The organism is Actinophytocola sp., from assembly GCF_036402745.1.
Taxonomy (GTDB): Bacteria; Actinomycetota; Actinomycetes; order Mycobacteriales; family Pseudonocardiaceae; genus Actinophytocola.
Window position 1 is genome coordinate 1 of sequence record NZ_DASWSJ010000428.1, and the last position, 6,586, is coordinate 6,586.

4 protein-coding genes are annotated in these 6,586 nt (G+C 73.4%); 3 read left to right on the forward strand and 1 reads right to left on the reverse strand.

Annotated features, from left to right (window positions below):
* Positions 1-49: 49 nt before the first annotated feature.
* The 3 genes from VGD70_RS36865 to VGD70_RS36875 are packed head-to-tail and all read left to right on the forward strand — an operon-like array spanning position 50 to position 5,144.
* Complete coding sequence (locus tag VGD70_RS36865; RefSeq protein WP_331089828.1) at positions 50-3,601, forward strand: GH116 family glycosyl hydrolase; 3,552 nt, start codon at positions 50-52, stop codon at positions 3,599-3,601.
* Positions 3,602-3,620: 19 nt separating this feature from the next.
* Positions 3,621-4,700, forward strand: coding sequence for a GTP-binding protein (locus tag VGD70_RS36870; protein WP_331089830.1), 1,080 nt, complete (start codon positions 3,621-3,623; stop codon positions 4,698-4,700).
* A 48-nt stretch (positions 4,701-4,748) separates the two neighbouring features.
* Positions 4,749-5,144 (forward strand): hypothetical protein, encoded by a 396-nt coding sequence (locus tag VGD70_RS36875; RefSeq protein ID WP_331089832.1) that lies wholly within the window; start codon positions 4,749-4,751, stop codon positions 5,142-5,144.
* Positions 5,145-5,237: 93 nt separating this feature from the next.
* On the opposite strand, the gene VGD70_RS36880 is transcribed toward VGD70_RS36875, so the two are convergent.
* The gene (locus tag VGD70_RS36880) at positions 5,238-6,467 is read right to left on the reverse strand and encodes an aromatic acid/H+ symport family MFS transporter (RefSeq protein ID WP_331089834.1); all 1,230 of its coding nucleotides are present in this window, start codon (positions 6,465-6,467) and stop codon (positions 5,238-5,240) included.
* Positions 6,468-6,586 lie beyond the last annotated feature (119 nt).

Consider the following 6,586-nt stretch of genomic DNA (forward strand, 5'->3'; position numbering starts at 1 on the left):
GGTTCGCCCCCTAGGCTGCGGTCGGGTAATCGATTACCGGAGGCGATCAATGTCGACTGCATCCGAGTGTTGTTCCGACGGCGAATGCTGCGGCCACGGCCAGTCCCGGCGCGCGTTCCTGTCCATGGGAATGGCCGGGCTCGGCATGCTCGCCGCGCCCGCACCGGTGGCCGCCGCGCTCGGGCTCGACCCCGAGGGGCTCGTCGCGGTCCCGGCCGACAAGCACCTCACCGACGACGTCGTGCGCGCGCTCGAGGCCCGCGGCAGACCCACCGAGTACCGCGGCGCCGCCCTGCAGCACATCGGCATGCCGGTCGGCGGCGGGTGCAGCGGCCAGGTCTACCTCGCCGGCGACGGGCGGCTCTGGGCCTGGGACATCCTCAACCCCGCCACCTTCCCGCTCGGCGGCGCCAACGGCGGCGGCCCGCACTACGCCGACCCGCTGACCGCCCGCTCGCCCTTCGCCCAGGGTTTCACGCTGCGCGCCGACAAGACGAGCCGGAGCCTCGACGCCGACGGGTTCCGCGACGTCCGGTTCGTCGGCCAGTACCCCGTCGGCATCGTCACCTATCGGGATGACGATTGCCCGCTGCAGGTGACCGCCGAGGCGTTCTCCCCGTTCATCCCCCTCGAGGTCGACGACTCGACCCTCCCCGCGACCACCCTCTCCTTCACCCTCCGCAACACCACCGGCCGGGCCGTCAAGGCCGAGGTCGTCGGGTCCAGCGCCAACCCGGTCTGCCTCACCACCCGCGACCAGCAGCCCATCCGGCTCACCGCCTCGCCCTTCCGCGGCCGGAACCGGGCGGGCGTCGAGTTCGCCGCCGAGGAGATCGAGACCGACGACACCGACATCCTCTTCGAGGACTGGGAGTCCGGCACCTTCGACGGCTGGACGGTCGACGGCGAAGCGTTCGGCACCGGCCCCGTCACCCCGGCCCAGGTCCCGGGCTACCTGCGCCGCTTCGGCGACCTGCTCCTGTCCGGCACGCACTTCGTCACCTCGCACCGGGCCGGCCAACCCGACCCCGACGGCTACCAGGGCACCCTGACCAGCCGCGAGTTCACCGTCGAGCGCCGCTACGTTGCGGTGTCGGTCGGCGGTGGCCGCAGGCCCGGCGAGACCGGCGTCGAGGTCGTGGTCGGCGGCCAGGTCGTGGCCAGCGCGACCGGCCGCGACAGCGAGCCCATGATCGCCACCATGCTCGACCTGAACGACCACATGGGACAGACGGCGCGGATCAGGATCGTCGACCGCGCCGCCGGCCCCTGGGCACACGTCAACTGCGACGCGATCGTCTTCACCGACAAGCCCGACCTCGTCTTCGAGGACTGGGCGAGCGGCACCTACGACGCGTGGACCGTCACCGGCGACGCGTTCGGCGCCCGCCCGGTCACCCCCGCCGAGACCCCGCCGGACTTCCGCCGCCCGTTCGGCGAGATCAACGACCTCAACGTCGTCGGCACCCACTTCGCCACCTCCTACAACTTCCGCGCGACCGGCGACGCCGACGCCTACCAGGGAAAGCTGACGAGCGACCCGTTCCCGATCGAGCGCCGCTACGTCACCGCGTGGGTCGGCGGCGGCGCGCACCCCGGGCGCACCTGCGTCGACGTCGTCGTCGACGGGACTGTTGTCGCGACCTTCCTCGGGCACGAGATCGAGCCCCTCACCGCCATCTCGATCGACGTCAGCCGCTGGGCCGGCAAGCAGGCGCACCTCGAGGTCGTCGACTCGATCGCCGCGGGCTGGGGGCACGTGAACGTCGGCCGGATCGTGTTCAGCGACCGGCCGGTGCGCCGCGTGCCGATCGAGCAGCTGCCCGAGTTCGGCACCTTCGCCCTCGCGGCCGCCCACGACGCCGGCGTGGCCACCGAGGGCGGCGAGTCGGCCACCGTCACCGTGCCGGTCACCGTCCCACCTGGACAGTCCCGGACCGTCCACTTCGTCCTCACCTGGCACTTCCCGACCCCGCAGCCCGCGTCGTTCGGCTGGCTGCGGGACGGCCCGCGGCTGCGCCACCACTACGCCACCCGGTTCGCGAGCGCGCGCGAGACCGCCGAGTACGTGACGGCGAACCGGGAGGAGCTGGCGGCGAAGACCAAGGAATGGACCCGCACCTGGTACGCGGACTCCACGCTGCCGCACTGGTTCCTGGAACGCACCCTCGCCAGCGCGTCCACAGTGGCCACCAACACCTGCTTCCGCTTCGACAACGGCCGCTTCTACGCCTGGGAGGGCACCTACTGCTGCGCCGGCACCTGCGGTCACGTGTGGAACTACGCGCAGGCCGTCGCCCGGCTGTTCCCGGAGCTGGAGCGGGACACCCGCGAGCGCGTCGACCTCGGCCTCGCGCTGCGGGCCAACGGCGAGATCGGCAACCGCGGCGAGGCGGGCGAGGGCTGGTTCGCCGACGGCCAGTGCGGCACGATCCTGCGCGTCTACCGCGAGCACCAGATGTCGCCCGACGACGGCTTCCTCACCCGCGTGTGGCCGGCCGTGCGCAAGGCGCTGGACTGGGTCGTCAGCCAGGACGGCGACGGCGACGGCATCCTCGAGGGCAGCCAGTGGAACACCCTCGACGCCCAGTGGTGGGGCGAGATCCCGTGGATCAGCGGGCTCTACGTCGCCGCGCTGCACGCCGGCGCGGCCATGGCCACCGAGCTGGGTGAGGACGCCAAGGCCGCCGAGTACACCCGGCTCGCCGAGCGCGGCACGGCCTACCTGGAGAGCACGCTCTGGAGCGAGGAGTACGGCTACTTCTTCCAGCGCGTCGACCCCGCGCACCCGACCGCGCCGAACTCCAACCGCGGCTGCCACATCGACCAGCTGTACGGCCAGACCTACGCGGGCCAGCTCGGCCTGCCCCGGGTGTTCTCGGCGGACAAGTCCAGGACGGCCCTGGCCAGCGTGTTCCGCAACAACTTCCTGCCCGACGCCGCGGCCTACCGCCCACCCGGCATCCCCGCGCCCCGCGTCTACGCGATGCCCGGCGAGGCCGGCACGCTGATGTGCACGTGGCCCCATGGCGGCTCGACCGAGGCCGGCCAGGGCGGGGTCGTCGGCTACTTCAACGAGGTGTGGACGGGCCAGGAGTACCAGCTCGCCGCGCACCTGATGGCCGAGGGCATGGTGGCCGAGGCGCTCGCCGTCACCCGTGGCGTGCACGACCGGCACGATGCCGCCAAACGCAACCCGTACAACGAGATCGAGTGCAGCGACCACTACGCGCGGGCGATGATGAGCTACGGCGTCTACCTCGCGGCGTGCGGCTACGAGCACCACGGCCCGCGCGGCCATCTCGGGTTCGCGCCCCGGCTGTCCCCCGAGGACTTCCGGGCCGCGTTCACCACCGCCGAGGGCTGGGGCCTCTACCGCCAGCGTCGCCGCGGTGGCCGGCAGGACTGCGCGGTCGAGGTCCGCCACGGGCGACTGCGGGTCCGCACGCTCGCGTTCGAGACGGCCTCGCCGGTGCGCTCGGTGCGCGTCGACGGCCGGCGGGCGGCGTTCACGGTGAAGGGCTCGCGCGTGGAGATCACGCTCGACGCGCCGGTCACGGTCCGGGCCGGCTCGACGCTCCAGGTCACGCTCGATCGGTAATCGATTTCACGGAGACGCCATGCGTGCGACGTTGTGCCCTGTCAGCGGGTTCCTGGGGGCCGGCAAGACCACGACGCTGCTGGCCGCCGCGCGCGAGCTGCGCCGCCGCGGCCACCGGCCGGCGATCGTCACCAACGACCAGGGCCGCGACCTGGTCGACACCCGGCTCGCGCGCACGGTCACCGACGCGGTGGCCGAGGTGCTCGACGGCTGCTTCTGCTGCCGGTTCGACGAGCTCGCCGGCGTGGTGACCCGGCTCGTCGACGGCGGCGCGGACGTCGTGCTGGCCGAGGCGGTCGGCAGCTGCACCGACCTGCGCGCGACCGTGGTGCGGCCGCTGCGTGCCCACCACGGCGACGGTTTGCGGGTGGCGCCGCTGGTCACGGTCGTCGACCCGGTGCGGTACCGGGTGTTCGCGCGGTCGTGGGCGGCGGGGGAGGACTCCGACACCGGCTACCTCTACGCCCACCAGCTGGCCGAGGCCGACGTGCTCGCGGTGAACAAGATCGACCTCGCCGGCCCGGGGCTCGGCGGCGTGCTGGCCGAGCTCGGCCGGCGCAACCCCGCGGCGCGCGTGGTGCCCTACTCCGCGCGCTCCGGCGAGGTCGGCGCCCTGGTCGACCTGCTGCTGGCGGACGGCGAGCCCGATCGGCCCGACACGGGGCTGGACTACGACCGGTACGCCGCGGCCGAGGCCGAGCTCGCGTGGCTCAACCAGGAGGTCGCGGTGTGCGGCCCGGTCCGGCCGGCGGTGTGGGCGAGTGCCGCGCTGGCGGCGCTGTCCGCGTGGGCGGCCGCGACCGGCGCGCTGGTCGGCCACGCGAAGGTGACCGTGACCGGCGAGGGCGGGCTCGCCAAGGTGAGCCTGACCGGCGCCGGCGAGCCGCTGAGCGTCGACCTGCCCGGTCCGGACGCGGTGGGCGAGGGGCACGCGGTGTTCAACCTGCGGGTGGCCTGCCCGCCGGCCGACCTGGACCGGGCGTGCGTCGAGGCGGTCGCCGCCGCGGACCGCGTGTGCGGCACGTCGAGCGGGAGCGGCTCGGGCCCGGCGGCGTTCCGGCCCGCATATCCCCGGCCGACCCACCGCATCCCTGCTTAGCGGGTGCGCGCCGGGGGTAGTCCTCGCGGATCGGACAGAGGAGGCACCATGACTGTCAACGACGGCCTTCCCCGGCGCGGGCACGACGATCTGGACCCGCGCGAGCGCGAGCCGATCGGCCGCGAGCCGGTGCACGGGGAGCCCATCGACCGCGAAGCCGTGCGGGACATCGGCGAGGCGGAGCAGGACCTGCCCAGCGACCTGAGCACCGGCGTCGGCGTCGGCACCGACGGCAGCCTCGAGCCCGACCCGGCCGACCTGCGCCACCATGGCGCCGGCGTGGGGACCGACGGCAGCCTCGAGCCAGACCCGCGTGACGGGCTCGACCACGGCGCGGGCGAGGGCACCGACGGCAGCGAGCCCCGCCCGCTTCACCACCACGGCAGCGGTGTCGGCACCGACGGCAGCCTTGAGACAGGGTTTGACGACCGCGCCGACAGGTAAGCATGAGCCAGGACGCACCGTCAGGGTCTCACCAAGGTCGAGGCGTCCCAGCTGATCGACGAGCTGCGGCCAGGCCACCGGGCGCGGGGTGGACTAGGCAGCCTCGGCCAGCTGCTCCGGCGGCGCCGGGGTCTCGACCGGTGCCGCTCTGGTGGCGAGCCTGGGCACTAGCGCGGAGGCGACCGCGCCGAGCACCGAGACCGCGGCGAACACGGCGACGTTCATGCCCAGCCCGAAGCCGGCGGTCACCAGGAAGCCGCCGATCAGCGGCCCGGACGCGGCGCCGAGCCGGCCGATGCCCGAGGTGAAGCCGAGCGCGGTGGCCCGGTAGCCGGCGGGGTAGTGGGTCGCGACGTAGCCGTACACAACGATCTGGTTGCCGACCGACGCCGCGCCGGCCACCGCCACCACCAGGTAGGTGAGCACGGTCGGCATCGGGATGGCGATCAGCCCGAGCGACACGGCCGCGACGACGAACAGGATCGTCGCGACCCACCGGCCACCGAACCGGTCGGCGAGCGCCGAGCCGGCCAGGCCGCCGATGACGCCGCCGACGTTGAGCGCCAGTAGGAAGCTGAGCGCCGAGCCGAGGTTGTAGCCGGCCAGGCGCATCAGCTGCGGCAGCCACGTGTTCAGCCCGAAGACCAGCAGGAACCCGCAGAAGTTGGCCACCGCGAACAGCAGGGCCGAGGTCGCGACGCCGCCGCGCAGCAGGTCGGCGGTGCGGGTGCGGACGCGGCGGAACTGGGGTGACTCGGGCAGCAGCCACATCGCCAGCGGCACGAGCGTGACCAGCGGGAGCACGCCGAGCCCGAACAGCAGCCGGAAACCGTACGGCTGCAGCAGGTTGACCGCGAGGATCGCCGCGATCACCCCGCCGACCGGGAACCCGGCGAGCATCACCGCGTTGAGCAGGTTCCTCCGCGCGACGGGCGCGACCTCGATGACCAGCGCGATCGCCGTCGGCGCGATGCCGCCGAAGCCGAGCCCGGCGAGGAACCGGAAGACGCCGAGCAGCTCGGGGCTCGGCGCGAGCGCGACGCCGAGCATCATGAGCGAGAACCAGGCGAGGCAGGCGATGAACAGCCGGCGCCGGCCGAGCAGGTCGGTGAGCCAGCCGGCACTGATCGCGCCGACGAGCATGCCGAGCAGCGCGTAGCTGCCGATGGCGCCGACCTCGGTGGGCGTGAGGCCCCACCCGGGCTGGGCGAGCAGCGCGGGCACCGCCGACCCGTAGACGATGAGGTCGTACCCGTCGAAGACGATGGCGGCGAAGCCGAGCGCCACCACGAGCCACGGCGAACGTCCAGGTAATCGCGTCATGGGAGCTCCTCGGAACACCGGCTGAGTTGGCCCAGTGTCACCGGAAGCGCTGACAGACCCGTCAAACCAGACTTACGACAGCTTTCGGCCTCCGGCGGTGGCCGTGATCATCGGCGCGG